Origin of the sequence: Bacillus cereus group sp. BfR-BA-01441, assembly GCF_022663075.1 — a bacterium.
Taxonomy (GTDB): domain Bacteria; phylum Bacillota; class Bacilli; order Bacillales; family Bacillaceae_G; genus Bacillus_A; species Bacillus_A cereus.
Window position 1 is genome coordinate 1 of record NZ_JAKUEU010000074.1, and the last position, 25,212, is coordinate 25,212.

Below are 25,212 nucleotides of genomic sequence, written 5' to 3' on the forward strand. Positions count from 1 at the left end.
ATTACGGAGGTGAAACAGAAAAGAACTCCGCTGAATTTGATCTTTATCGGTTTTTTATTTAGGTGAGCGTCTCCCGAAAAACAGCTCCTGTTTTTACTTCGTTTAATTGTTGTTTTCATTATAAAGTATTAAGAAGGGAAAATGCAATAACTTTACTTAATTTAACAACTGTTATATCATAACATAATGTATAATGAATATGCAAATAAAATAATTTACTGTGATTTTAGGGCAGCAAAGTTTGTGTTCTATATGGTTATTGGAAATTGGAGGTCATTTTTTCGGTATGAGGATTTTTGCCATAATAGCTGTAATTATTATAGGACTAATCTTTTTTAAAACAATAATGTTGCAGATACTTGCACTTTTAGCGCTGATCTTCGTGATTATAATTGGAGCATACTATCTATTTCAATTTCTTTTGGGATGTATAGGACTAATTGTGATAGTTGTTGGAGCTATCATGGCCCTTTCTTTAATCATATATGCAGTTACAACATGGTTTTAAACAATGTAAATATAACATTTCTTAAAACTATTTAGTTTTTTTGGCATTATACCTTATAGAAAGGAATGATTCAGTATGCATGAATCATGTGGGGCATAGAGATGGAAAATTTAAAAGATAAACTTTGGGGAATTTTAAAAAGCTCGATAGGACCTGTTCTTTTATTTGCGATGGTTTTTGTATTTGTTATTGATTGGAACGACTTAAAAACGATAGATTATGTTTTTATTATAACAACTATCTGTTTTGCAGTAGCCACACTACTTAATATAGTTACGACAATTATAAATGAACGATTATAAAAGCGAGGGATTAAGAATGTATGAATTAAAAAGCGAAGAGGATATTAAAAAAATTGTAATTGATCATGTTTTGACAACATCAGAGGTATTGGAATTATTGAACGTATCTCGTCCTAGATTGAATGAGTTAGTTAAGAAGGAGCGGATTATCCCATTAAAACAAACCAAAAATATGAGTTTGTTTTGGAGATCAGATGTGGAAAAGCTAAATGAAGAACTGACTGTATTAAGAAAGAAATACGGTCCGAAGGCATAAGGATATGCATAAACCCAGCGGTTACATCACGGTTTTGAATCGTGTTGATATTATATTGTTCCAAGTTATATAGATTATTCAATTATACTCAATGGAAAGGAATGCTTCAGTATGTTGAAGCAGAGGGTCACAGGGATGAGAAAGATAATAAATAAAGTATGGGGCATTTTAAACACTGTATTTACATATATTCCTTTAACAATACTTTTTTTTGTATTTGTTGTTGATTGGAACAACTTAAAAACAATGGATTATGTTGTTATAATACTACTTATAATATTAAATATTATGATTGTACTACTTCTAATGCTAAAATTAATTTTTAAATTTATAAAAACACTAATGGATATAGGTGATTAAGCATGTATGAATTAAAAAGTAAAGAGGATATTGAAAAATTTGTAAATGATTATATTTTGACAACATCAGAAGCAATGGAAATACTGAATGTAAATCGTGCTAGGTTAAATGTATTAGTTAAGAAGGAACGGATTATCCCATTAAAACAAATGAAAAATATAAGTTTGTTTTGGAGATCAGATGTGGAAAAACTAAGTGAAGAACTGGCAGTATTAAGAAAGAAATACGGTCCGAAGGCATAAGAGCAAATATAAATCTATTGGTTACTACATGGTTCTGAACAATGTAAATATTAATTGTCTAAAATATATAGATTATCTAATTATACCTCTGGAACTATAAAGAAGCTCCATCCGGTTAGCGTCATATTTGACCAACTGCTCAGGATTTTCAAGCTGCTTTCGGACTAAATGAAGGTGATGAAAATACATCTCAAGTATAGATTTGTAAGGGGTAGCCTTAGCTACTATTCAAGGTTTTAACGAGAAAAATGAATAACTCTAGGCTGAAAATGCTGAGCTGCATACGATATTAGCTAACCTTGAGGAACGTATATCGGCTTTAGAATCTAAGAGATAAATCAAAGGAATATTTTTTTGAAATGTATATGTGAAATAAAAAGGGGGGCGGCTCAACTTTGAGTGGCTCCTTTTTTAATAGAGTAAAAATAGCATGGATTATCTTGAATTTACAGAAAGGTCTTCTTGACTTGAGATAACTCAAGCTAACGAAGGGCTTATAATAAGAGCATAAAGAACAGGAAGTGAACAAAGTATATTGATTAATATATTAGGAATATTAACAATAATCGCAACGTTATTTTCTAAAGATTCAACGAGATAGTATGGAAAACCTTATTATATCAGGGGTTCAAAGTGTTGATTTTCCTCAATGCTCATATTTTACTCATAATAAAATTTTTATCACGTACTTTCACCAGATTTAATTACATTCTCAAAGTTTTCTGCAGCTTGTTGCTGCATTCAATCCTGAAAAAGCTTATATAAAGAGATTGAATTCTAAAGTTCGTTATACAGATATTGTTGTTCAGATATCAAATAATGTTAGAGCAATTGATGAATTAGCGAAAAGTACAGCATCTGATGATCGCTATGAGTTGTTTGAGGAATTTACGCTTGGAATATGGCTTTATAAAAGGGTTAAGGACAAGGGATATGATTGGGAGCGTGCAGAAACTCTATGTAGATGTGTCCGTGATGAAAAGTGGCCTATCCCTATACGCTTACATTTATCCTTGGATCAATCGTTTATTCCAGAAAATGTTTTGAAGTATTTGTGTTAACTAGTAAGTTCAAGTTAAGCAGAATTGTGGAGATTTTCTCCCGACTACAAGTTTTTGAACCAGCATGATCATAATTTAGGGAGGAATTTTGAGTGAGATTAAAAGAAGTTAAGGTTAATTCAGAGAATTTAAAGTTATAAATTTATATAATGAATTATAACAATGTTTTTGCTGTAATTGTTTGTGATGGTAAGGCAAAATTAACGTAATTACCTAATCATGGTGAGACTAAAATTGTTACCCATCAAGGAAAGGTTAGAAGAGTTAAATTTGATGAGGGGGAAGAATTTTGAGATCGAAAAATAGTATAATTAACTCAAAAGCTAAGTATAGTGAGGATGAAGAAAGAAGGTATTCTCTTATACGTGTTTGGAATGAAAAAAAACCTAAGGCAGTTGCTATTTTGTTCAATCCAGCCGTTGCAACTCACATTAAATTTGATAAATCAACTTTTTTATGTATGAATAAAGCTATAGATAATAAGTGTGGGTCAATAGAAATAGTCAATCTGTTCTCTAAAAGATCACCACGCAAAGAAAATCTACCTAAAAAGTATAGGGTATTTGAGCAAGAAAATTTTGATATTATCAAAAAAGCTGTGGAATCTGCTTCGTTAGTAATTGTTGGATGGGGGAAGGGTGGTGAAGCGATGACTGAACAATCGTGTTTTAAAGATTTACTAACTGAACACGAGACAAAGTTACATTGCTTTGGGGTGTATGAAGAAGATAATATCCCTAGACATCCCTCAAGAGGATTCGGGGAAAAGAGTAAGCTCTATAATTATGAAATTTCTAAATAAAATGTTCTACTAGCTAACTGGAGGACACTAATCTACATAATGCAGTTTTAACTGTGTTGTGTAGATTAGTGTCTTTTTTATTTTTGTAGGAGGAGGGATTTGAATGGAAGGATTAATCAATAGTTATACTCAGTCTTTGCTTGAAACTAGAAACGCTAAGGATAATGCGAGTGAAGTAGAAAAGAAGATTTTTTCGGATATGATCTCTGATTTGGAATTTACAATAGAATGGTTACGTACAGGAAAAAGACCGGGTAATAGAAGAGGTATTGAGAGAAGGGCGGCGTATCAACGGGAACGAGCTGTTGATCCGTTATTAATGCAAAGGTATTTAAGAAGTACTGGTGTTCAATTATATGAATGGGATAAACATGAAAAAGAAAATGTTATTAGTGAATGGGAAAAGATTCAGTTGGAAGATGCACTTTCTTTGTTAACTGATCGTGAAAAAGAAGTGTATTTGATGTCTAGAGGATATTGTTTCTCTTATGACAAAATTGCTAGTTATTTAGTTATTAGTAGAAGTACTGTGCAAACAACGATTGAAAGGGCTGAGAAAAAGGTTGCTAAACGTGTTAGAGAAAGTTTGTTTTTAGTGAGGAAATTCGAATAGTTGTAAATGCGTTTGTCCGGGTAGTTTCTTTCGTTTTATGAAGTAACATGGCTTTTCATGAAATAACAAAAATACTCTATGTATATATAAGAATTTAAGTATAATAGGAATTAGAAAAAATTGTTATAGGGGTGTGGAATTGGCAATGGAGGAAAGCGACAAAATAATTATCCGAAGAATAAATATTAGTAACTTTAGATGTTTTGATTCAGAGGGAAAAACCATTGAATTCGAAGATACAATAACAACATTTATAGGTGCAAATGGTGTAGGTAAATCGACAGTTTTTAACGCATTGTTAAAGGTTTTATCAAATAATCCGAAAGATAGGGGGTTTGAGAAGCGTGATTTTAATGATGATACAAAAGAAATTGTAATAGATTTATTGATTGAAATTAAAGACCCTGAACAGTTAGAGGACGATCGACTTGTATATTATCACGAGAAATTATGTTACATCCATGTCGACGTAATTGTGTTTCCGACTAAACCAGAAGGAAGATTTAATCAAGAGCCAACTGTTTATTTTAATTACTATAGTGGGCATGACAAAAAACAAAAAATTGATATCTCTATTGAAGGGAAATTATTTGATGCATCGAATAAAAATATGGAACAAGCTCGAATAGAGTGGCAGCCAGATTATACAGGCGTGAATTTGAGAAAGATAATTGAAATCTATTATATTCCATCCAGACGAGACTCTGAAGCAGATATTCAGTTACTAGAAGGAGAACTGAATGCTAAAATAACTGAATATATTACAAAGGGAACGGCATCTAGTGATGAAAGTATTAGAAAAAATGTCTTGAGAATTTTATCGCTATTGGATAGAAAAGTAAACAGAATTTCATCTGTTAAGGACCTAAAAGCAGAAGTTGAAATGAATTGGAAAAAAAATTTCCCTAAAGAAAATGTTAGTTATTCTATTTATCTAGATGATTTAGAGCGTGTACTTCATTTTATGGATTGGTTCTTCGGAAAATGGAAGTTAAATCACATAAGTGATGGACAAAAATCGATTGCTTATATTTCAATCTTTATGTCTCTAATAAAATTACAAAGTAAACCGTACAATTTTGGGAGAATTCTTATAGTAGAAGAGCCTGAAAGTTATCTATCCCCACAAAAGATAGGTGGATTAATAGCCGCTATTAGGAGTTTTGCAGAAGAAAATAATACACAGGTCTTTCTATCCACTCATTCTACAGTTATTTTGAAGCGGACGGACCCTTACTCAATAAGGTTTTTTAAATCAAATCAAGAGATAAGGAAACTAAATAAAGAAAACTTGGATGAAGAAGATTATAAATATATTAAAAATGCAGTTTATAAGAACCCAGAGCTATACTTTGCAAATTTGGTTGTTTTAGTAGAAGGAGACAGTGAAGAAGATATTTTACCATTAATTTTAGAAAAAGTGGATATTGATCCAGACCTACATGGTATATCGATTACTACTTTGGGTGGAAGGCATGTAAACCATATGTGGAGGCTAATGAAGGAGCTAGATATGAATTATGTTACATTATTAGATCTAGATTTAGGGAAACAACATGGTGGCATGAAAAATATTGAGCGGATTATCTCGGAGTTGAAAAAGTATACAGACTACGACAGTTTTCCGGATACAGATCCTTCCAGGGATATAATCGATGTAGCAAAGAAATTGAGGAAATATGGGGTATACTTCTCCTCGCCTTTAGATTTTGACTTTGCAATGTTAGAGTCTTTTGAGACTGAGTATAGAAAAGGGGGAAGAGTGTGAGAAAAATAGATATGGTTCCAAAGCCATTTTTTGAAACTGTTGGAGAACGAGAAACTACGTATCGTATATATGGTCATGCTATGGGGAAAGAACCGATGATTTTTCCTGAAGTATTTAATTCATTAAAAGAAACTAGACAATTCATTTATAAATATGCTCATGATAAGCCTGAATGGTTAAATAACAATGGTGATATCAATGAGTATAATAATAAACCTTCAAGACCTGATCAAGATGATAAATGGTATGAAGGTGTTATTGAACAAGAATATAGAAAGTACTCCGATTTCAATAATTGGAAGAAATAATTATTAAAGTAGCGAGTTCGCTGCTTTTTTATTTTGGATAGATAAAGGACATATTGAAGTTAATTGTGAGGTGATGTAAGTGGAAGAGGGAAATATAACCGTTCCTACATGCTCTATTTGTAACGAACTGTGTATGTGAGTGTTAAAATGCCTGCTCATTTCGATAATACATATATTCGTGAAGCAAATACGGATAATTTTGATATATGTATTGAGTGTTTAAAGAAAGAAGAGCAAACCATTGGATAAGGAGGCAGGTGATAAGTATGGCCAGACAACGGAGTCCAGACCTTGATAAAGCGTATCAACTATTTAAAGAACATAATGGCGATACTGCCAATCGGAAAATTGCTGAATTATTATCTACATCCTCCTACTGTTAATGAAAAAACAGTAGGAAGATGGAAAACAAAAGATAAATAGAGTACTCCAAAGAATTCAATATCTACAGAAAGGTATTTAAGGTTATTGTAAGGTAAATGAAAGTTATCTGAAAGAATCTCAGTTTAATATAAAAGTATGAATTAACACAGGAGGGATGAAATAATGTTAAAGAAGCTGGGAATAGGTTTAGTAACTTCCTTAATTTTGTTGAGTACAAATGGTATTGCTGATGCATCTACTAACAGTGTACATGTAAAAAATGAAATGATATCTAAGAGCCAAAAAAAGTGCAGTGACTGTTGGCGTGTTGGTCAATCTAGAGTTGAGGAAGGAGTTGCAGCAAAGCATACAATAAAAGGTGGAGAAAAAGTTGTAAAAGTTACATTACAAGACGATGGAATGGTTAGGATGGATGTCATTGGCAAAGGGTTTGCTGAAGTTAAAGTAACTAGGGAAAATGGGAAAAGTGTATATTATCAGTTTGAGGTAATTTAATTATAAATCAAATATAGGTTTTCATTTTAGAACGTTGCCTTCCTATAATTGGGAAGGCTTTTTTATTACATAAATACGATAAAATAATAGTTCGCTAAATTCGCTAGGAACATAACTAAAAATGTCAGAGGAAATTTAGTAAATTGTTTCACATGAATCATTTTCTTTTGTTTGCTTAGCTTGATAGCAATGTGGTGTCCCACTTATCATTATGACATTTGCAATGGCTAAAAATGAATATAAGAAGATATTCTATGTAGAATAAAAAATCTTAATTAGTTAAATTAGAATTATTTCTATAATTTAGATAGGTGAGATGAATAGGTAGTTTAATTAGTTAACTATTTGAGCTGCCTATTGTTATAAATTTGCGAGTGGCTCCCAAAAAGAAGGGATCGTTAGCGTACCACATGATAAAGTGACAAGCTTTAAAATATTTACCTTCGTCTAAATACAAGTTATACACACATATATTGATCATATAAAGATATATATTACACTAATATTATGTTAAAGGTGGCGAATTGTATCATGAAAGATTTTGTTCTCGAAAAAGAAAATATTATTCGTAAATATGGTGAATGGACCGCTTATGATATTAAATTAACGGATACTCTATATACAAGAGATATTCGACAACCAAACCCTGCATTAAAAAAAATTGTGACAATGATTCAAGATATCACACAATGTGATTTTAAAAATCTTCGAATCTTAGATTTAGCTTGTTTAGAGGGGCATTACGCTATTGAGTTTGCTATGCAAGGAGCAACTGTTGTAGGGATAGAAGGAAGAGAATCAAACATACAAAAAGCTATATTCGCTAAAGATTTATTAAGGTTGGAAAACTTAACCTTTTATCAAGATGATGTAAGAAATTTAAGTGCTGAAAAATATGGTCAATTTGATATTGTTTTATGTTCTGGTATTTTATATCATTTAGACTGCTCAGATGTATTCCCCTTTTTAGAAAAAGTGCATGAAGTATGCAAAAGGTTTGTAATAATTGATACTCATATCACTTGTACTCCTAATGTATCAGTACTTTATAAAAATTATGAATATAAGGGACACACAATGCTAGAACACTCTGCTAATTCATCAATAGAAGAACGTTTAAAATCAAAATGGGCATCATTAGATAACGTTACTAGTTTTTGGATGACAAAATCCTCTCTATACAATTTTCTAACGCGAACAGGTTTCTCTTCTATAAATGAATCCAGAAGTTTAGTTCAAGAAGATAGGATTACTGTTGTAGCTTTTAAGAAAAATCCTATAGAAATTAAAAGCTCTCCTGAAACAGAAAAATACATTGAACCCGATTATTTAGAATGCTAAAAATAACACGTTTAAGTTTAATATCCTGATCACTCTGTATGAGGTAGCATTATATGCTCTTCAAGCTAATATCTTAAAGTATCCCTAAACCAAATTATCAATTTTCCAAAAGCTATTTATATAAAGGTAACTTGTTGTTTCTGTTTTGAGGGCACTATAAAGTTTTAGCTTTATAGAGATGGGATAGCACCACATTGCTATCAACTTAAAGAAATACTTCCTAAAACAAAAAATGAAAAGAATAATAAAAAAGCTTATCATTACGTGTTAATAGATAAGCTTTTTTATTTTAGTGTAAGTAAAAGTATTGAAATTCTTTTACTACTCTCATAATAAACTTAAAGATGCTTTTTTCAACCTTGTAAACTTAACCCTTCATTATTTAGAAGCCGTGATATACCAAATAGCAACAACATTTCCATTTTTATCAAGTACTCTACCTTCAGCTGCTCCTTCTTCATATGCTGTTACTACACCAGTTTTAGGGTGTACATAAATTTTGTTTTCACTAAATAAGACATATTTGTATTGTTTTCCGCTTGGCGTCATTGACCAAGGTTTCCCCACTTTAATGTGCATAAATTCACCTTGCACGTCAGATACTTGATAAACCGATTTTGTTGATTCTGGATTGTTTACTGCAGCGTGAGTTTTAGTAGTAGCAAAAGTTCCTAAACCTCCAATTCCAATGGTAGCTGCTAACGCAATTCCAACAAATTTTTTCATGTGATAATGCCTCCTTTTGTAATTCATACCTGTATATTAAACGGTTAGTCTTTCATGTCACTTTCATTTACCTTACAATAACCTTAAATGGATTTTTGAAAATTCTGACCGATGCGAGGGAGAGTATGAAAAAAAATATATTAATCGTTGATGATGACAAAGATATTATTGATCTTTTAAAGCTTTTTTTAGAAATGGAAAGTTTTTTTGTTGTAGAGGCTTCAAATGGTGAAGTTGCCTTAAAGTGTCTAGAAGAAAATCATATTGATTTAGCTATTGTTGATATTATGATGCCTAAAATGGATGGTTATCAATTAATTAAAAAGATTCGTGAGACGTTACAATTCCCGATACTTATATTGTCAGCCAAATCTCAAGAAGTAGATAAAATTATCGGTTTAGGGATTGGAGCAGATGACTTTATTACAAAGCCATTTAGTGCTTTAGAAATTATAGCTAGAGTTCAAGCTCACCTTAGAAGATCCTATGAATTTAATGATAAGGCTGTAGAAGGTAAGGAGAAGCAAATTCATATAGGTGATTTAGTATTAGATCATTATTCTTGTATACTCTATAAATCAAGCGAATCCATTTCTCTCAGTGCTACGGAATATAAAATCTTAGCACTTTTTATGGAAGAACCAGGGAGAATATTTACTAAAAAACAAATTTTTGAAAGTGTATGGTCCGATTATTACTGTGCAGATGATAATACGATTATGGTTCATATTAGTAGACTACGAGAGAAATTAGAGGATTCTCCTAAGAATCCAGTTTATATAAAAACGATCCGGGGACTTGGGTATAGATTTGCTAGGAAGGAAGAACTTTATGAAAAATAAAGTTTTGTATATCTTAATTAAAAATTACGTTACATTTGCACTAGCAATAGGTTTCACGGTGATAATCTTATTTATATTTTTGATGTACCAAACAGAAAAGCAACTAGGAGAGCTAAATAATTTAAAAGCAAGTGAAGTAGTGCGTGAAAACTTTGAAACTATTAATTCAGAATCAATAGAATCATTTGGTGGTTGGGTAGAAATTCTTAATGAAAATTTACAAGTTATCTATACCAAAGGGGAAAAGAAGGATAAGCTTTTATCATATTCAAAAAGAGAATTTACTACCTTATTTTTTGATAATGATCAGCTTCCTTATTATTCATCTGTAGCAACATTTGTAACGGAAAAAGGTGAAACATTATATTGCCTTGTTAAGGTTCCTAAAAAAGCAATAAAGTATGAATATACTTTTTCTGATAAAAATGAGGAATATGTATATGTTTTTTATAAAATATTACTTTCTACCATCGTTTTATTTTTTGTATTCTTCTCTATAAATGTATATATATTTAGTAGGCAAATTGCTAGGAAAATAACCAGGCCATTGGATAAACTAGCAACTGGATTTGAGGAAATTGCTAGTGGGAAATATGATAAAAGGTTAAACTATGAAACATATTTTGAGTTAATGCAAATACAGCATTCGTTTAATGTTATGTCGGAAAAACTCGATAAAATAGAAAAAGAGAAGAAGAGGTTGGAAGAAACCAAGCAGAAGATGCTTGTAGATTTGTCTCATGATTTAAGGACACCAATTACAACCGTTCAAGGTTATGTTGAAGCATTACAACTAGGGATCATTACAGAAAAAAGTGAAAGAGAAAGAACTTTGAATGTAATATATAATAAGATTCGAATCATTGCGGTATTAACTGAAGATATTTTTGAACTGTCTAAATTAGAGCATTCTGATTACCCTTTTGAAGTACATCCAACTGATGTATCTGAGTTTATTCGTGAATTGCTTGTAGAATATTATGATTTATTTCAAGCGAAGCGCTTAATCCTTCAATATCAAATTCCCTCTAAAGAAGTGATTGCTCCAATTAACAACAGATTACTATACCGTGCTATCTCTAACATAATATCTAATGCCCTACAGTATAATACGGCAGGTACGACCGTGTTTGTATCGTTAATTGAGGATGAAAGAAAAGTATATATAAACATTATAGATAATGGAATTGGAATACCTGAGGATATGAAACAAAGTATTTTTGATGCATTTGTTCGAGTAGATGATTCTCGAGAAAATAATGGGGGATCAGGTCTTGGATTAACTATTGCTAAGCATATAGTAGAAAAACATGGAGGGAGCATAAATTTAGATAGTACAAAGAAAAAAACACATTTCTGTATTTCTTTACCTAAATGCAGTGTGTAAATATCTTATGAAAAGTGTTAGTAAGTTAAATGGTTGAATAAAGAGAAAACGCACGATTTAGTTCTTTTAAATTTAACTCTGATTCATATGAAATTGTATAAACATAGCAATTTAAAATTGCTCTTCTTTTTGTTAAACTTCGTGACTTTATCGGAAATCTATATTAGCATTTATGTATATGAAGTAAGCATAAAAGGAGATACCATATGAAAATAACAAAAATAACATGTAGTATGATGTTTAGTTTAATACTATTAACATCATGTGATATATCGGATAAAGAAATTAAACAAAAAGCTCAAAGTTATACAAAATCGCAGTATGGTTTTTCTGTTAAACTAAATGAAGTTGAAATACCGGGGAATTATAAAGATTTACTGGGGCCAGATGTACGGATAGCTCATGTACAGCAAGTAAATGAACCGTATTTGCAGTTTCAGCTAGCTTTGGATGGACGAATCTCTCCAAAAGTAGATAGTGATAATTATAAAATTAAAAAAGAAGCGAATGATGTAAAAGAAAATTTCAATACATATTATGCTGGAAAAGAGAATAACGATATATTCACGTTTGAACAAATTTATACGGGAAATATTGTTTTTGATAAAAAGGAAGAAGCAGAAAAAGAAAAGAAAAATGTAAAGAAATATGTTACGGCAGTTTTTAGAAGTAATATATTTTTGGATGTAAACAATCCTGTGCATATGGAAAAATTAGCAGAGCTGGCAAGAAGTATTCAAGAATTTAATAAGATAAATGGAAATAATAAGAGTAGTGTGGAAGATATAACGATTCAGTTGCCAAATGCGGATAAGGAGCTATTACAGAGCATTGCAGTAGATTATATATTAACAGCTGATGATGCAAAAAAAGCTCTTGAGAGAAAAGAGCATTATATGGAAGCTTTACTGCTTACAAAATAAAAAAGGGGCTCATTTCGATTTCTTGTTTTATCATTTTAGTCAAGGTGGTTCTTTTAAAACCTCGTATAGGTAATCAGTACGATAAAATGGGAGACATTAGTCATTGCTTATCGATGGTAAAGTAGACGTATATAATTTAATAAAGAACCCATGTAACAATACAAATAATAATTTGTATGTGAACGTAAAAAACACCAAGATTGCCCTGGAGAGGGGTAGTCTTGGTGTTTTTTAGTTAAGATTACGATTTTTTAAGTGATTTTCATATTCTGTTAACCACACTAACATCAAGTCCTTTAATTCAATCGTTTCAATTTCGCAAGTGTATTCTTCATCTTCCACATATCGGTCGGTAATCTTTGTATAAACTGATCTTATCTCTTAATCAGAATTGTTACCTCATCACCATCAAGTTAAAGTGTTTTAAGGACCCAAAAATGAAAAATATGCTATTCCATTTGTAGAATTATTGGAATGGGTGGGGTATTCTTCTTTTGTTTTGCTAACTTGATGTTAATGTGACATAACCTTAAGTATTTAAAAATTAAAAAAGTCCCTTAATCATGTTAAAGGGAACTTGCTCACGCAAATGATCTGTAAATCAATTCATTTTTGATATACAGATCATTTGTATGATAATTTTTATAAATAATTGCTAAATAGTGAATTTACATAAATGCTTTTAGAAGTTCTTGAATTAATGGGATTGCTCCACCTATAAATTTTAAAACTGCCATTGCGATTTCCATATTATTCGCTCCTCTTTTTTCTTATTAAGATGTGGTGAATCTTTATAACCTTATTATAGTAAGCGCTTACAATTATAACAATACATTTTTGTATGCAATATTGCATACTTATACATTAGATCTCTATTATTTATTTTTTAATGGTACTATAGCGAGGTGAGAGTCTTTAAGGATTCTCCTTAATAGGAGGAAATATGGAAAGAGTGCAAGTGATTTACAGTAATCAAAAAATTAAGAGTTGGGTTAAACAGGTATTAGCTGTAGGAGGAGTAATAGGGTGCTGCTATTTGGTGTTATATGTTTTCTGTTTCTTAGTTATCATATAAATATTATACAACTAAACTAGTAGAGTCTTGCCTAGAGAGGTAAGGCTCTTTTATTGTAGTAGTACCTGGAGATGAGTAAACTACATACAATACCTCTCAGGTTATTCAGATTACTTAGTAGAGTTCCTTGTTTAGAACACTAATTCATATCATTGAAAACAGAATTCTATGGATAAAAAATATGTTTTTACTAGATACATACTAAAAAGATAAGCATAAATCATATTAGATTTTGGCAAAATCTTTTTGAATTGGAAAAGGATTTAAATCTTACTTATAGATTTGATGCCTTTTTATATAACATAATCCTTATATTGCTACGTAAATATAATACAGTAATAATGATTTAAAAGCAAGAATTTTAGTAGCGGTACGTTCACACATCCATCAACTGAAGATTGTAAAGTGACCCTTAAACAAAAAAATTCTTTTTTGAATTGATTGATAGTAAACAAGAAAGGTTAGCAAATCAACAACTAAGAGATTTCTTCAGGTAAGCTAATAAGGAGTTATTACAGAACATTGCAGTAGATTTTGCATTAACGGCTAAGGATGCAAAAAAGGCCCTTGAAAGAAAAGGGGAATATATGAAAGCTCTACAGCTTACAAGGTGAAAAAGAAACTAATTTTAAAACTGTTTTGAACATTTTATTCTTGTACCGGAAAAACATAGGGGTTAAGGGTGGTAGTTTACAATTAATGAAGGATAAGCAAAAATAACTGTTAACAATATTAAGTGCAGCATCTTAATTGTAAAATCTTTTATATTCCTGCAAGTACAATTCCTGTTAAATAAAAAATTTTTAAGTTAATGGATGTGGAGTCTCGCCACATAATAAAAAGGTAGAAATATATTTAATATATTCCTACCTTTGATTTTATTGAGTTTAGCATCTATGATCTAAATATCACAGAAGGTAGTTTTCTTTTATACTTCTATATCTTTCCCTTCTGCTACCACTGTATCTCGCCACAACACAAGTAGTTTTCTAAATTCAGAGGTCTCAATTTTACATTTGTTATTTGGAGCACTCATAAATAAGTTAATAGCACTGGTGTAATTAGGTTCAATGTAGACTGCTGCTACGTTCCCTTCTATTTCATATTGCGGAACTTTTTGGTCTACTACATTATCTAAAATTTGTATATACTCATCTGCTTCATCATCTAAAATATCTTCCAAAAAATGAGAAATTATAGAAATTTCTTTTGGCAAACGTATTCTTAATCCGCCAAGTCCATCGCGATAAAATTCGTATGTATATTTCATTTTTTACCTCCTAGTATAAACAGGATATGCTGTTATTATCTCATTATTTTGTATAATCATTTCTACTTTAAATCCGTGGGATGTTTGTCCTACATATCTAACTGTATCGACTTGAATCTTATTATCGTATGCTTCTTTGATAGAATCAAGTACCTGTACTCTATCCCAATCCTTAGGGAAAAATGAAGAAAGCGCATTTTTTGTTTCACCGTCTACTTTTATTTTTGCTCTATATACTCCCGCAGAATTTGGTGCATGGGTAATTCTAACTATTTCTCCTCCACCCATCATACTTTCATGGTGATATCCAACAGCTTTTAGTCCCCACCATTTTTGTTTTAGTTCCCCGTGAAAAAGGTGCTCCATAAGTGATGAATCAAAACTATACGGAACATTGCCACCATTAGTTCTGCTACTATTAATTCTTCCACTACTAGCAAATTGATAGGTAGAGAGTTTTTCTTCAGCTTGTTTAAAGTCTGGTGTGTCAAATCTAGATCGCAAACCATCTCCACCAGCAAAAGCAAATCGATCTTTTAATGGTAAGTGGCTTGAAATATAAGGTGTATCACCTGAAAATTTTGTTAACTTTACAGAGTCTCCAAGGGAAGTTACTTTTCCAATTTGGCCTGCTCCTTTATCTCCAAGCCATCCTAAACCAAACTCCATAAAAATATTTGTTCCCCATTGTGTACGACTTTCAGCATCGCCATGCCAAAATTCATTCATAAAAGTGTCTGAAAAAGTATTTATCATGGTATATGCGGTTTCTATAGGATGACCTGCAGCATATTTTAGGTTTTCCTTTGTCACTGTATCGTCTAACGAATTGTATGTCTCTACTAAATCGCCAATAAATTTTCCGGATCCATTCCAAACCCCTTTTATAAACTTTTCTAGTATATTTTTTTCAGAAGAACTACTTAATAGTATACCAGATTCGATTAGATTATTTGTTTTTATACTATTATCTAATCGAATATTATTGTCTAGATATTCATGAATAGAATCTACCCATTCCATATTTATTCTTTGTGTACTAAATGTACCGCTTGCAGGGCTAAAGCCTTTTCCACTTTGAACTTCAGCAAGGCCTGCAGCGATACTAGCCGCTAATTGAATCGCGGTAGCATAGTTATTACTAGATGTTTGATTAAATTCATATAGATGTTCTAACTTTCCCTGGATTTTACGGCGCATCTCAATAAATAGGTTAACCATTGCATCCATATCCGGTAGTGGCATAATTTGTCTTGTAACTTCAATACTTGCTATCATTCGGTCAATCTCTCGGATTTGTTCTAATAGTTCTTGTTCAACTACATCTGTTGAGGCGACTCTTGATTGAAACTCAGCAGGAAAAGATTCATTCTGATGGAGTAATTCTTCACATAGGTAAATAATCCCCTGTGCTAAAGGAAGAAACGTTTCTGCAAAATACATTTTCGCACTATCATAAGTCTGACCCTGTAGGACAGAATCACCAACAAAACTGTCGATAGACTGGATTACTTGCTCCATACTTTGTATAGTAGCAGTACAAAAAGCATACATAGTGTTTGTTTGGGATTGTACCTCTCCAAGATACATATTTAAACTCATAAATTGGCCTCCCTAGCAAGTTTTTGTTTTTGATGAGTGAGGTCATTTTCTAGATTGTATAATTTTTGTTTCTCTTGAATTAATGTTTCCTTTTGTTCTTCTAATTTATAAGAAAGGCTTCTTTCAATTTGTTGAGTTTCTAATTGTATATTGGTAAAAAAGCGAAAGAGTTCTTTATCACCATGCCATGTTTCTAAAATACGATGAAAAAAGCGATGGCTGCGTATTTTTAATTCTTGAAAGTCTGCTTCTGCTTGTTCTTGTGTTTGTATTGCGCGTTGATTTTGGTATTGTTCCTCGGATAGATTCATTAGATTTTGACTCAAGACCTTCATTTTTTGTTCTATTTCTTGATTCATTTTTTCCGCCTACCTTTTTGCTTATATATAAGTTAACAGAAGGGATAAAGGAAAAATTCTTAAAAAAGCTAAAAATTCTTCTGTAAATCGTTGTCCATTCGTTCAAACTCTGTTGCTACAGACTGTATATTGTCAATGGATTGCTGAAAGGCAGCAAGAAATTGTCTAGTTAATTCTAAGGCTTGTTGGTTTGCTTCCTGTGCTTTGTGATTAACGGTTAAAGTTGTACGTGTTGCGTGCGTTATTGATTTACCTGTTGCATTTTGAATTGCGTCAGAAGCTGATCTCATTTGAGTAGCAATTTGTTCAGCTTTTTGAACATTACTTTGAAAGATTGCCATTATAATATAACTCCTTACTTCAATATGTTTTTTAATAGTAAAAAGAAAGGGCTATGTATTTTATTATGTTTAATATTAAATTAGCAGTATTTTCATATGTTATAAAACATAGCCTTATATTAATTGATTGATCCATAAAATGGAATACATTATTAATTATACCAATAAATCACTAGGTTTACTTAGGCGAATTTTGGCTTTAATACAAAATCATCCATGATACTTAATAATTAAATTCTGAAGGAGTAAAAAGGTATGAAAATTTGGCAATTAAAAAGCTTATTTGATAACTATCAATCTTTTCAGCTACTAAATTTAAAAGAAGACCGTAAAAAATATTTTGATGGGAAAATTGATTTGGCAATAAAACTGTCTGATTCGTGGGGGGAAATTTTTATTGAATGTGTAGAAGGTGATAAAAAAAGTGACTGTCCTATGTTCTGGGGAGAACTTGGTACACCAATGATTAGCAGAAAAGCGAAAGAAATATTAGAGCCTCTAATCTGTAATAATGTTGAGTTCCTTCCATTAATTCATGATGTTACAAGTGAAGTTTATTACCTAATAAACGTTCTAAATACAGTTGATGCAATTAACTATAATAAAGCAGTTTTGGAAAAACTAAGTATAGGGTTAATAATAGGGTTCGAAAAATACGCATTTTTAGCCAATAAAGTTGAGGGGCAGATAATATTTAAAACATTTTTAAATCAAAGATTACATTCTTCTACTGTCTTAGTATCTGATGAATTTAGAAATACAGTTTTAGAAAACAATTTAAAAGGTTTCGAATTTGTTGAGGTATGGGATTCAGAAGAGGGTGCGTAAAGAAATCTAATTTAATTAGATTAGTAATGTAAACCCATATCTAATAGAGTAAAAAATAAAGCATTAAATTTACACTATCGAAAAGAAATATAACTATTAAATTTACCATATGCATAAGTCAATTATAAGATCAGGGAAATCCAAATTCATGTAAAAATTATGCATTTATGTAAAAGACATTCATTGACACTTGTGTATATAAGTAACTATACTCGTTACATCAAATTGAATGCGTGTTAATACGATTTCATTATTATGACAAACATGTAAATATAAAAATAGAAAATCTCAATTTGATAAATACAATGGTAGAGGTGTTTATTTTAATGAAGCACAAATTAATTGCAACAGGTATCCTTGCAGGAGCTATATTATCCTATTCTTCTAATATTTTAGCAGATACTCATAAATTCCCTGATGTTCCTACATGGGCTGATAAATCCGTTAATTATTTAGTTGATAAACAGGTATTAAATGGTTATCCAGATGGAACTTTTGGTTCAAATGACTCATTAGACAGAGCTTCGGCTACAAAAATTATGACAAAAGTTTTAGGGATACAAATTGATCCTAATGCAAAACCATCTTTTACAGATTCACAAAACCACTGGGCTACTCCTTATATTGCTGCTGCTGAAAAAGCTGGGATTGTTAAAGGTGAAGGTAATGGAATCTTCAATCCATCCGGAAAAGTAACTCGCGCTGCTATGGCTACGATGCTAGTAAATGCATATAAACTACAAAGCACACCAAATCATAATGATCAGGTTAGATTTGAAGATTTAAAAGGGCATTGGGGAGAAAAATATGCCAATATTTTAATAGATTTAAAAATCTCTAATGGTACCGAGAACGGTTGGCAACCAAATAGATTTATAACACGTGCTGAAGCTGCTCAACTTACTGCAAAAACAGATATGTTACAACAAAATTTAAACGATGAAAAAGAGATTACTACTGCTACCTCATATGAAGATTTAAATTTAACAGTGGCTTCGAAAATTACAGCTCAAGAGATTGATAGCTTTATTGCGAAATATCATTCAGATAGTCCCTTAGTTGGACATGGGCAAGATTTTATCAATGCGCAAAATCAATATGGCGTGAGTGCTCATTATTTAGCAGCACATGCGATTTTAGAATCTGGATACGGAAAATCAGAAATCGCATATCAAAAACATAATCTATTCGGTCTACGTGCATATGATGGAGATCCTTTTAAATATGCGAAATATTTACCAAGCTACGGCGATAGCATTGCTTATAACGCTAATTATGTACGAGAAAGATATTTCGAAGAAAGTGGTATGTATTATAACGGCCCAACATTAACTGGCATGAATGTGAAATATGCATCAGATAAAGGCTGGGCTAAGAAAATTGCGGGTATTATGGAACGTATTAAACCGTTCCATGTAGAAGACTATACATATGCAAAAAAATTACCAAAGAATCCTGAAACATTAGATGTCGACGCGTTATCTAATGAAATTCCATATAAAATGTATGCAGACGGTTCAAGCTCAAATGTTGTATCATCAGCTACTTACTATCAGGTACCTTATCCATTTAATTTAAAAATTAAAAGTAGACCAGATGTAGCTGTCGAGGAGAATGAAGTTGGTACAGTAACTCCTGGAACAACCATCTTTATTTATCGTGAAGATCCGAATGGATGGGTAGAATTCTCTTTTGAAGCTAATGGAGAAAAATATTGGACATTAAAAAATAAATTAAGTATGTAATTAAAAAGATCTATTTCACTAGTTTTAATCACATATAATTGAGAGACAAGTTTTTTACTTTCTTAAAATAAAGTTATGTATACAAGAAAAGTTAGAGAATTATTTTCTCTAACTTTTCTTCGCTAGTATTTGAAATTAAAAAGATGGTGGAGTTACTCCAAATATAACAGTGACTTTGTTTAAAGAAGTGTTTTCCCACTTATGCTTTGCATAAGGTGGGATTTTAACACTATCACCTGTATTGAGAAGTAAAACCTCATCATTTAGATATAGTTTTACTTGCCCTTCCATAATAAAAGCTATTTCTTCCCCTTTATGTGCCACAGGCTCCATAGATGAAGCAGTTTGAGGTAACAGATTCATTAAAGCCAATTCTAGTGCTCCATCTAAATTAGGAGATAATAACTCATACGAAACATTGCCGCTTTCAGGAAAAGTTATTTTTTTCCTTTGGTTAGCTCTTACAACTAATTCTTCTGTATTGGTATCCTCTAAGAAAAAATTAAACAATGGAATATTTAATGCTACAGAAATTAATTTTAGTGTTTGTAATGAAGGATTTGTGATTCCTTTTTCAATCTGACTTAACATAGAAGGTGTTATATCAGCTAACTCTGCTAAACGCTTACTGGTTAATCCGGAACCTTTTCTAAATGCCCTAATTTTGTGACCAACATTAATATCGTTCATATATGTAATCCCCTTTAAATAAGCAAATAAAATTAAATTATTATTAATTTTATTTACTTATACTTAATATATTGTTAATATATACTTAATTATAATAAATTATGATTAATTTTAAAATATCATATGTACATATGGCAGCAGTTGCGAAAAAGTGGGAAAAAGATTTACTTAGAAACAAAGGGGCTACTATTTTTGAATATACAGCTGGTTATAGTAAAGCAGTAGTTGCTACTCGTCTGAATAATTGATATACAAATAAAAGTTGATGGATCGCATCCTCTATTTGTATATCTACCATGTGGAGTAGGATTTGGTGGAGCTTCGTTTAGTTTAAAAATTATGGTATGGGATCATGTACATGTAATTTTTGCTGGGCCTACCCATTCTCCGTATATGCTAATAGGTATGATGACCAGATTATATGATGGGATTTCCATACAAGATTTTTAATGAAAAGGTTCTAATAAGTAAAGGACAACTTAAGAGTAGACTTCAATGCTGTATTGTAAAATTTTTAAGGAAGTGAGAATAGTATGAAATCAGCTTTAAATAGTATTATGATCTCCTCGATTTTTGCAGTAGGAGGGATCCTTTCGCTTTTGTTTAATTTAATGGGGGATCAAGATTGGATTTGGAATTGGGTAGGGCTATTACTGGCATATCTATCTTTGGGCATTTTAATCGGTTTATATAATAAAACTGTGGATCATAAAACATTTCCTAAAATACTAAAAAGAACTTTGTTTATTTCCTTTAATGTTACTATATTAGGGATAATAATAGGGGTAACATACCAACTATTAGGAAAGTGGAATCTTACTATAATGATGTATTATTGGTTGATAATTTTATTACTACATTTGATTACTGTAATAACATTATTCATCCTAGTTTTCGAAAACAGTAATAGTAAAAATTATAGCCCACTATATAATTTTATTATACTTTTAAACATTTTCCTTACCTTAGGACCAGTATTATTTCCGGTAGTTTTAACTATTATAGGAAATGCCATGAACGCTAGTGCAGGGCACTAATTTTCACCTATATAGATTATTAAAATGATAGTCCAAAATTGAGATTGGTTAAGTTAAAAAACTTAATAAGCTAATAGAATAATAAAACTAAACGACTTAAAGTGGAATGATTTGATAGAAAGAAGATTATAATATGAAAATTAAGCTTAAGAAAAAAAGAATTATAAGTGTATTGTTGGCTATTACATTAGTAGCAATAGGGTATTACATGTTTCAATCTATTACGAATCCTAAGCTGGTAAATGCGGAAGAGGGAAACAGTGTTCAACAAGTGAGCAGTCTACCTAAAAATGAATTGCAAAAATCGATACCTAATCGTTTTGATGGTAAAGAAAGAAAAGTTGTATATTTGACTTTTGATGATGGACCAGGAAAATATACAGCTAATCTATTAGATGTATTAAAGAAAAATGATGTGAAAGCAACATTCTTTTTAATTGGCGATAATGTGAGAAGGTTCCCAGATCTAGTGAAACGAGAGCATGTAGAAAATCATTATGTGGGCATGCATAGTATGACACATGATTTTAAAAAGCTATACACCAATCAGGAATATGTTAAGGAGATGAAAGAAGATCAATCATTAATTAGAAATGTTATTGGAAACACACCGAAATTAACACGTCCACCATATGGATCAATGCCTGGTTTAAATGAATCACTTCGAAATGAAGTGGTAGGAAATAATTTAAAAGTATGGGATTGGACAATTGATTCTTTAGATTGGAAATACAATAAATTACCCATTGATGTAGCAGCTGAAAAAATTGTTCAAAATGTCTTAGCAGGTGCGACGTCTTCAAAAGAAATTGTTTTAATGCACGATATTCATCCACAATCTGTCGCAGCAGTTCCAGCAATAATAAAAGGATTAAAAGAAAAAGGGTATGAATTTGAAGCTTATGATGAGAATAATCATTTTTCAATAAACTTCTGGCATGATAAACGTATTTAAAAAGATATGCATTATGTAAAAGAAAAAGTAGAAGCATTGTCAGCACTAGTTTCAAGATTTATTTTGCAAACTGTACAAATGCAAATAGCGCAGGTTACTAGGATATAACTTCTGATAACCCAGCTGATGATTCACATTTAGATTATGGTCGCGATAGTGTAGCCTTATGAACAAAACAGAGAACATGAAAAATCTAGTGGAAAACATTAGTTTTAAAGAAAAACACTCATAAGGGTGTTTTTTTATCGCTTTAAAAAAATAGTTGTAATCACATATGTTAGGATAGTTCAGGGAATTTCTCAGGTCAAATTCCTAGGAATATGTAATGTGAACAATGATCTATTAAAGTAATTAGCTGTTCTACTATTATAATTGACAGAAAAATAAGTTTATTTTTTATAAAATTGTAAAATATTGAAAATAAGTTAAAATCTGTTATCATGAATTCGTAGATAAATAATCTATTTTACTTATATCTTAAAATGAAATTATTTTTATAAAACTGGAATTTAAGTCAATATTATGAACAAATGGAGGTTAATATGAATTTTCAACTGGAAGGGCATAGGAAATTTTTTAAATTCCTTAAAAGTGTGGATGTAGGTGATTATTTAAATAACCCATATTTAGATAAGGCAGAGGAACAAAAACTACATGATTTTATAAAGGGACACCTTTTAATTTTATTTTATAGTACATCATGTGAAGGCTGTTTACCTGCTATCAAAGCACTTGATGACTTTTTACAAAAAGGAACACCTCTAAACGTACTTATTTTAATTGATACAAACAGGGACAACTTTGAGTATATGAAAAGTATGTTTGAAGGAAGAGCATCAGTTTTCATATGTGAAATGGAAAAAATGAAAAATGAACTTAACGTTCGAGGTGTACCAAGTACATATTTGATAAATCAATTAGGACAAGTATTGTACGCAGTAACAGGCTATGAAGATGACATGTTGGAAAAGCTTACGATTAAGTTTAAAGGGTTTTTAGAAAATTAAGGGGGATTTTTTTATGATTAAAGCATTTAAGGATATGTTTCAAAATCATACGACGCAATCTAAATCTAGTGGAGACTATTTAACAATAGGAAAAATGTTACCTACCCATTTAACAAAATTTAGTTATGATGATCCTTGGCTATTATGTGCAATCTCTCTAAGTTGTATGAAATGTATCGATTTACTCCCAAATATACAAAAAATAGAAAGCGCATACAATGGGGATTTTTTATTGGTAACGGATGGTTCTATTGAGGATATTGAAGAAATTAAGCAATACTTTAAATTTAACTTTAATATAATTTCTTTTGGCAAAGAATTAACTGTTGAAGGGGGATTTCAAGAAACACCTAGTTTATGTTTAATTGATAAGAATAATAAGATAATAGCTATGGAAGTAATTGATGATATCGAAGATCCTACTAAGTATCTTTATAGCATAGTGGGTGGGGAAAATTAATATTCTCTCTACTTTTATTGACTTGATTATAGCATTTATATTTTTCGCATCGTTTTATATGAAAATCTATTCTATCCAAGATTTAAAATGCGATTTAATTTTATATGATATTTTTCCAGTAAAACATATATGGCTTGTGAGTTATATGACCTTAATTTTAGAGTTCTGCATATTTAACATGTTTGCATTCAATATGTTTTATCCTTTTAAAGAAATAGGAACTATTATTTTGATGGCATTTTTTATTGTGCTTATTCTTAGAAAAAAACAATTATATAAATTAGAAAAGACGAGTTGTAGCTGCTTTGGTAAGATGCGATTTATGAATAAAGCTCCAATTGTAAGGAATTCTCTAATAATAACATTATTAATAGTTAAGACACTATTACCTTCTCCTTCTCGTACAGTAGAAATGAGTATGATTTTAGTACTACTTAGTATATATATTGTTTTATTTTACAATATAAGATCGTTAAAAAATAATAGTAAAGAAAGGTTACTCTATCAAAATGAATCTATTCATAATAATTAGTATTTTTATAGTTTGTATAATTATTATTTACATACATGTCATTAAAAGAGGGTTACATGCGCAAGAGAAGAACAAAATATATGCCTTTATTAACCAATTATCTATACCTAAGATGAGTGAATATAAAATAGTAATTTTAAGATATGATAATTACTATTTTAAAAGTATTGATAAACTTTTTGAAACAATTGAAGAACGCCATATCGTAATTTTAACTGCCCCAATATGGATGTACAAACGAAAAACTAAATGCTGGCCAAATCAAATTGTGATAAATAGTAAAGATTTGGGAGTTATTCCTAATTTTTTTGGTGAATATGAGTTCATTTGCTTAGAGTTAGATAATAATAAATTGCACAAAAATGATAACGCTTACTTTTCGTTGGTTTGTAAAAATAAGGAGATGAAAATATGAAAAATGATATTGCATGTCAATTCTTAATTGCAGAAAGAGTTCTTTTTGATTCAAAAGAAAAAAAGCACTCAGCATACAATATTTTAAATAAAATAACTGTTCCGACCTTACCAGCTGCAGTTATTACAAATGTGTTATTTAAGTTTAGCTTTTCAAAGGAACAAGATCTTACAGAACTTGAAAATAAAATTTGTGTATTAGACCCTAGTAAAAATAATGTATACATTGGTCAGTTGCCGAAATTAAAAAATTTACGAGAATCGGTTATGAAACCTGGAATTGATGGTGTAGTTGAAATACGGTTTCCAGTAGTAGAGAGTGGTGAATATGAATATGTTGTCTACACTCAAAATGAGAAAATTTTCTCATATCCACTCTATATAGAGGCCATTCAAAATTAAAATAACCAATAATGAAAGGAGGTGAAAAAAATGGGAGCTTGTAAAGATGTAAAAACAGGAGTAACAATGTGTGCCAATGCTTGTGGAAGTACAAAATTATTGAAATGGGAAAAAATTCAAGTTGTATGTGATGGTAAAATAGCCGGGACTAGAAATGATTATATTGGATGTTGCTAA

Annotated in this window: 28 protein-coding genes and 4 pseudogenes; 25 read left to right on the forward strand and 7 right to left on the reverse strand. The window is 30.8% G+C overall.

Annotation, left to right across the window (positions count from 1 at the left end):
- The first annotated feature begins 609 nt into the window (after window positions 1-609).
- The 12 genes and pseudogenes from MR107_RS23390 to MR107_RS23445 all read left to right on the forward strand — a co-directional run bounded on the left by MR107_RS23390 (window position 610) and on the right by MR107_RS23445 (window position 8,440).
- Complete coding sequence (locus MR107_RS23390) at window positions 610-810, forward strand: hypothetical protein (protein WP_000429251.1); 201 nt, start codon at window positions 610-612, stop codon at window positions 808-810.
- Window positions 797-1,066, forward strand: a complete 270-nt coding sequence (locus MR107_RS23395) for a helix-turn-helix domain-containing protein (protein ID WP_242292777.1) — start codon at window positions 797-799, stop codon at window positions 1,064-1,066. Before MR107_RS23390 ends, MR107_RS23395 begins: the two co-directional genes overlap by 14 nt.
- A 362-nt stretch (window positions 1,067-1,428) precedes the next feature.
- A complete protein-coding gene (locus tag MR107_RS23400; protein WP_242292778.1) occupies window positions 1,429-1,668 on the forward strand; it encodes a helix-turn-helix domain-containing protein in 240 nt (79 codons plus the stop codon).
- Window positions 1,669-2,390: 722 nt separating this feature from the next.
- The gene (locus MR107_RS23405; protein WP_242292796.1) at window positions 2,391-2,729 is read left to right on the forward strand and encodes a cell division protein SepF; all 339 of its coding nucleotides are present in this window, start codon (window positions 2,391-2,393) and stop codon (window positions 2,727-2,729) included.
- Window positions 2,730-2,878: 149 nt separating this feature from the next.
- Window positions 2,879-3,022, forward strand: a pseudogene (locus MR107_RS23410) (XtrA/YqaO family protein).
- A complete protein-coding gene (locus MR107_RS23415; RefSeq protein ID WP_242292779.1) occupies window positions 3,019-3,531 on the forward strand; it encodes a DUF1643 domain-containing protein in 513 nt (170 codons plus the stop codon). Before MR107_RS23410 ends, MR107_RS23415 begins: the two are co-directional and overlap by 4 nt.
- A gap of 103 nt (window positions 3,532-3,634) precedes the next feature.
- Window positions 3,635-4,144, forward strand: coding sequence for a sigma-70 family RNA polymerase sigma factor (locus MR107_RS23420; RefSeq protein ID WP_242292780.1), 510 nt, complete (start codon window positions 3,635-3,637; stop codon window positions 4,142-4,144).
- A gap of 145 nt (window positions 4,145-4,289) precedes the next feature.
- Window positions 4,290-5,912 carry an ATP-dependent nuclease gene (locus MR107_RS23425; RefSeq protein WP_242292797.1) on the forward strand — a complete coding sequence of 541 codons (1,623 nt, stop codon included), beginning with the start codon at window positions 4,290-4,292 and terminating at the stop codon, window positions 5,910-5,912.
- Window positions 5,909-6,220: a hypothetical protein gene (locus MR107_RS23430; protein WP_242292781.1), complete on the forward strand. Its 312-nt coding sequence runs from the start codon at window positions 5,909-5,911 to the stop codon at window positions 6,218-6,220. Before MR107_RS23425 ends, MR107_RS23430 begins: the two co-directional genes overlap by 4 nt.
- Before the next feature lie 266 nt (window positions 6,221-6,486).
- Window positions 6,487-6,637: pseudogene (locus tag MR107_RS23435) on the forward strand (phage terminase small subunit-related protein); the annotation flags it as partial.
- A 129-nt stretch (window positions 6,638-6,766) separates the two neighbouring features.
- Window positions 6,767-7,099 (forward strand): hypothetical protein, encoded by a 333-nt coding sequence (locus tag MR107_RS23440; RefSeq protein WP_064532455.1) that lies wholly within the window; start codon window positions 6,767-6,769, stop codon window positions 7,097-7,099.
- Between the two features lie 531 nt (window positions 7,100-7,630).
- Window positions 7,631-8,440 (forward strand): class I SAM-dependent methyltransferase, encoded by an 810-nt coding sequence (locus MR107_RS23445; protein WP_149217066.1) that lies wholly within the window; start codon window positions 7,631-7,633, stop codon window positions 8,438-8,440.
- A 378-nt stretch (window positions 8,441-8,818) separates the two neighbouring features.
- Here the strand turns inward: MR107_RS23445 and MR107_RS23450 are convergent, their stop codons facing one another.
- Entirely contained in the window at window positions 8,819-9,166 is a 348-nt protein-coding gene (locus MR107_RS23450; protein ID WP_242292782.1) for a hypothetical protein, read from the reverse strand.
- 125 nt (window positions 9,167-9,291) lie between these two features.
- Between MR107_RS23450 and MR107_RS23455 the strand changes: the two genes are divergently transcribed.
- The 3 genes from MR107_RS23455 (at window position 9,292) to MR107_RS23465 (ending at window position 12,318) form a co-directional block, all read left to right on the forward strand.
- Entirely contained in the window at window positions 9,292-10,008 is a 717-nt protein-coding gene (locus MR107_RS23455; RefSeq protein ID WP_242292783.1) for a response regulator transcription factor, read from the forward strand.
- Window positions 9,998-11,395 carry a sensor histidine kinase gene (locus tag MR107_RS23460; protein ID WP_242292784.1) on the forward strand — a complete coding sequence of 466 codons (1,398 nt, stop codon included), beginning with the start codon at window positions 9,998-10,000 and terminating at the stop codon, window positions 11,393-11,395. The genes MR107_RS23455 and MR107_RS23460 overlap by 11 nt, the downstream gene beginning before the upstream one ends.
- A 206-nt stretch (window positions 11,396-11,601) precedes the next feature.
- A complete protein-coding gene (locus tag MR107_RS23465; RefSeq protein WP_242292785.1) occupies window positions 11,602-12,318 on the forward strand; it encodes a hypothetical protein in 717 nt (238 codons plus the stop codon).
- Between the two features lie 668 nt (window positions 12,319-12,986).
- Here MR107_RS23465 and MR107_RS23470 read toward each other — a convergent pair.
- From MR107_RS23470 to MR107_RS23490, 5 genes and pseudogenes are all read right to left on the reverse strand, one after another.
- Window positions 12,987-13,173 (reverse strand): annotated as a pseudogene (locus MR107_RS23470) (hypothetical protein).
- Between the two features lie 1,148 nt (window positions 13,174-14,321).
- Complete coding sequence (locus MR107_RS23475; RefSeq protein WP_242292786.1) at window positions 14,322-14,663, reverse strand: hypothetical protein; 342 nt, start codon at window positions 14,661-14,663, stop codon at window positions 14,322-14,324.
- Between the two features lie 3 nt (window positions 14,664-14,666).
- Window positions 14,667-16,265, reverse strand: a complete 1,599-nt coding sequence (locus MR107_RS23480) for an EndoU domain-containing protein (protein WP_242292787.1) — start codon at window positions 16,263-16,265, stop codon at window positions 14,667-14,669.
- On the reverse strand, window positions 16,262-16,624 hold the full coding sequence (locus MR107_RS23485) for a DUF3958 family protein (RefSeq protein ID WP_001070984.1): 363 nt from the start codon (window positions 16,622-16,624) through the stop codon (window positions 16,262-16,264). The genes MR107_RS23480 and MR107_RS23485 overlap by 4 nt, the downstream gene beginning before the upstream one ends.
- 68 nt (window positions 16,625-16,692) lie before the next feature.
- Window positions 16,693-16,965: a TIGR04197 family type VII secretion effector gene (locus MR107_RS23490; RefSeq protein WP_065705296.1), complete on the reverse strand. Its 273-nt coding sequence runs from the start codon at window positions 16,963-16,965 to the stop codon at window positions 16,693-16,695.
- A 255-nt stretch (window positions 16,966-17,220) separates the two neighbouring features.
- On the opposite strand from MR107_RS23490, the gene MR107_RS23495 reads away from it, so the two are divergent.
- Together MR107_RS23495 and MR107_RS23500 are read left to right on the forward strand one after the other, a co-directional pair.
- Window positions 17,221-17,793: an imm11 family protein gene (locus MR107_RS23495; protein WP_242292788.1), complete on the forward strand. Its 573-nt coding sequence runs from the start codon at window positions 17,221-17,223 to the stop codon at window positions 17,791-17,793.
- 326 nt (window positions 17,794-18,119) lie between these two features.
- The gene (locus MR107_RS23500; protein ID WP_242292789.1) at window positions 18,120-19,538 is read left to right on the forward strand and encodes an S-layer homology domain-containing protein; all 1,419 of its coding nucleotides are present in this window, start codon (window positions 18,120-18,122) and stop codon (window positions 19,536-19,538) included.
- Window positions 19,539-19,673: 135 nt separating this feature from the next.
- Here MR107_RS23500 and MR107_RS23505 read toward each other — a convergent pair whose 3' ends face one another.
- Window positions 19,674-20,228, reverse strand: a complete 555-nt coding sequence (locus tag MR107_RS23505) for a helix-turn-helix domain-containing protein (RefSeq protein ID WP_000997926.1) — start codon at window positions 20,226-20,228, stop codon at window positions 19,674-19,676.
- A gap of 125 nt (window positions 20,229-20,353) precedes the next feature.
- On the opposite strand from MR107_RS23505, the pseudogene MR107_RS32045 reads away from it, so the two are divergent.
- The 8 genes and pseudogenes from MR107_RS32045 to MR107_RS23540 form a co-directional block, all read left to right on the forward strand.
- A pseudogene (locus MR107_RS32045) lies at window positions 20,354-20,672 on the forward strand (D-serine ammonia-lyase); the annotation flags it as partial.
- A gap of 89 nt (window positions 20,673-20,761) precedes the next feature.
- The gene (locus MR107_RS23515; RefSeq protein WP_098348495.1) at window positions 20,762-21,265 is read left to right on the forward strand and encodes a DUF3902 family protein; all 504 of its coding nucleotides are present in this window, start codon (window positions 20,762-20,764) and stop codon (window positions 21,263-21,265) included.
- A gap of 133 nt (window positions 21,266-21,398) precedes the next feature.
- Complete coding sequence (locus MR107_RS23520; protein WP_242292791.1) at window positions 21,399-22,220, forward strand: peptidoglycan-N-acetylglucosamine deacetylase; 822 nt, start codon at window positions 21,399-21,401, stop codon at window positions 22,218-22,220.
- Between the two features lie 542 nt (window positions 22,221-22,762).
- A complete protein-coding gene (locus tag MR107_RS23525; protein ID WP_242292792.1) occupies window positions 22,763-23,227 on the forward strand; it encodes a TlpA family protein disulfide reductase in 465 nt (154 codons plus the stop codon).
- Window positions 23,228-23,240: 13 nt separating this feature from the next.
- Complete coding sequence (locus MR107_RS23530; RefSeq protein ID WP_242292793.1) at window positions 23,241-23,687, forward strand: TlpA family protein disulfide reductase; 447 nt, start codon at window positions 23,241-23,243, stop codon at window positions 23,685-23,687.
- Window positions 23,674-24,219, forward strand: coding sequence for a MauE/DoxX family redox-associated membrane protein (locus tag MR107_RS31750; RefSeq protein WP_336314627.1), 546 nt, complete (start codon window positions 23,674-23,676; stop codon window positions 24,217-24,219). Before MR107_RS23530 ends, MR107_RS31750 begins: the two co-directional genes overlap by 14 nt.
- Window positions 24,220-24,630: 411 nt before the next feature.
- Window positions 24,631-25,035, forward strand: a complete 405-nt coding sequence (locus tag MR107_RS23535; protein ID WP_242292794.1) for a hypothetical protein — start codon at window positions 24,631-24,633, stop codon at window positions 25,033-25,035.
- 30 nt (window positions 25,036-25,065) lie between these two features.
- Entirely contained in the window at window positions 25,066-25,212 is a 147-nt protein-coding gene (locus MR107_RS23540) for a hypothetical protein (protein WP_242292795.1), read from the forward strand.

Coding starts and splice junctions, on each gene's coding strand:
- MR107_RS23390 (WP_000429251.1), top strand. CDS start 610: ATGGAAAATTTAAAAGATAAACTTTGGGGAATTTTAAAAAGCTCGATA.
- MR107_RS23395 (WP_242292777.1), top strand. CDS start 797: ATGAACGATTATAAAAGCGAGGGATTAAGAATGTATGAATTAAAAAGC.
- MR107_RS23400 (WP_242292778.1), top strand. CDS start 1,429: ATGTATGAATTAAAAAGTAAAGAGGATATTGAAAAATTTGTAAATGAT.
- MR107_RS23420 (WP_242292780.1), top strand. CDS start 3,635: ATGGAAGGATTAATCAATAGTTATACTCAGTCTTTGCTTGAAACTAGA.
- MR107_RS23425 (WP_242292797.1), top strand. CDS start 4,290: ATGGAGGAAAGCGACAAAATAATTATCCGAAGAATAAATATTAGTAAC.
- MR107_RS23440 (WP_064532455.1), top strand. CDS start 6,767: ATGTTAAAGAAGCTGGGAATAGGTTTAGTAACTTCCTTAATTTTGTTG.
- MR107_RS23445 (WP_149217066.1), top strand. CDS start 7,631: ATGAAAGATTTTGTTCTCGAAAAAGAAAATATTATTCGTAAATATGGT.
- MR107_RS23450 (WP_242292782.1), bottom strand. CDS start 9,166: ATGAAAAAATTTGTTGGAATTGCGTTAGCAGCTACCATTGGAATTGGA.
- MR107_RS23455 (WP_242292783.1), top strand. CDS start 9,292: ATGAAAAAAAATATATTAATCGTTGATGATGACAAAGATATTATTGAT.
- MR107_RS23460 (WP_242292784.1), top strand. CDS start 9,998: ATGAAAAATAAAGTTTTGTATATCTTAATTAAAAATTACGTTACATTT.
- MR107_RS23465 (WP_242292785.1), top strand. CDS start 11,602: ATGAAAATAACAAAAATAACATGTAGTATGATGTTTAGTTTAATACTA.
- MR107_RS23475 (WP_242292786.1), bottom strand. CDS start 14,663: ATGAAATATACATACGAATTTTATCGCGATGGACTTGGCGGATTAAGA.
- MR107_RS23480 (WP_242292787.1), bottom strand. CDS start 16,265: ATGAGTTTAAATATGTATCTTGGAGAGGTACAATCCCAAACAAACACT.
- MR107_RS23485 (WP_001070984.1), bottom strand. CDS start 16,624: ATGAATCAAGAAATAGAACAAAAAATGAAGGTCTTGAGTCAAAATCTA.
- MR107_RS23490 (WP_065705296.1), bottom strand. CDS start 16,965: ATGGCAATCTTTCAAAGTAATGTTCAAAAAGCTGAACAAATTGCTACT.
- MR107_RS23495 (WP_242292788.1), top strand. CDS start 17,221: ATGAAAATTTGGCAATTAAAAAGCTTATTTGATAACTATCAATCTTTT.
- MR107_RS23500 (WP_242292789.1), top strand. CDS start 18,120: ATGAAGCACAAATTAATTGCAACAGGTATCCTTGCAGGAGCTATATTA.
- MR107_RS23505 (WP_000997926.1), bottom strand. CDS start 20,228: ATGAACGATATTAATGTTGGTCACAAAATTAGGGCATTTAGAAAAGGT.
- MR107_RS23515 (WP_098348495.1), top strand. CDS start 20,762: ATGAAATCAGCTTTAAATAGTATTATGATCTCCTCGATTTTTGCAGTA.
- MR107_RS23520 (WP_242292791.1), top strand. CDS start 21,399: ATGAAAATTAAGCTTAAGAAAAAAAGAATTATAAGTGTATTGTTGGCT.
- MR107_RS23525 (WP_242292792.1), top strand. CDS start 22,763: ATGAATTTTCAACTGGAAGGGCATAGGAAATTTTTTAAATTCCTTAAA.
- MR107_RS23530 (WP_242292793.1), top strand. CDS start 23,241: ATGATTAAAGCATTTAAGGATATGTTTCAAAATCATACGACGCAATCT.
- MR107_RS23535 (WP_242292794.1), top strand. CDS start 24,631: ATGAAAAATGATATTGCATGTCAATTCTTAATTGCAGAAAGAGTTCTT.
- MR107_RS23540 (WP_242292795.1), top strand. CDS start 25,066: ATGGGAGCTTGTAAAGATGTAAAAACAGGAGTAACAATGTGTGCCAAT.